Origin of the sequence: Nocardioides malaquae, from assembly GCF_015070385.1 — a bacterium.
GTDB lineage: Bacteria > Actinomycetota > Actinomycetes > Propionibacteriales > Nocardioidaceae > Nocardioides > Nocardioides malaquae.
On record NZ_JADCSA010000510.1, the window covers coordinates 1 to 265 of the forward strand.

Here is a 265-nt window from a genome sequence, read left to right on the forward strand (position 1 = left end):
TAAATGTTATAGAAAACAAAAAGAGATCCATTTTTCAATGCACCTCTTTTTTCATTTTATCTTTTAGAGTCAGATTTTAATTTAAACTCGCTAAACTCGCTTTTAATGTTTCTATTTTTGCTAATGCATCGGCCTCTTTCTTCTTTTCTGAAGCCACAACCTGATCGGGTGCATTGCTAACAAAACGTTCGTTAGATAACTTTTTCTGAACTGATTTCAAGAAACCTTCAGTATAATTTAGCCCCTCTGTTAATTTCTTAATTTC

Annotated in this window: 1 protein-coding gene; it reads right to left on the bottom strand. The window is 31.7% G+C overall.

Annotation, left to right across the window (positions count from 1 at the left end):
• Nucleotides 1-76: 76 nt before the first annotated feature.
• On the bottom strand, nucleotides 77-265 hold a 189-nt coding region (locus tag IEQ44_RS18650; protein WP_193639431.1), incomplete at its 5' end, for a ValS family protein.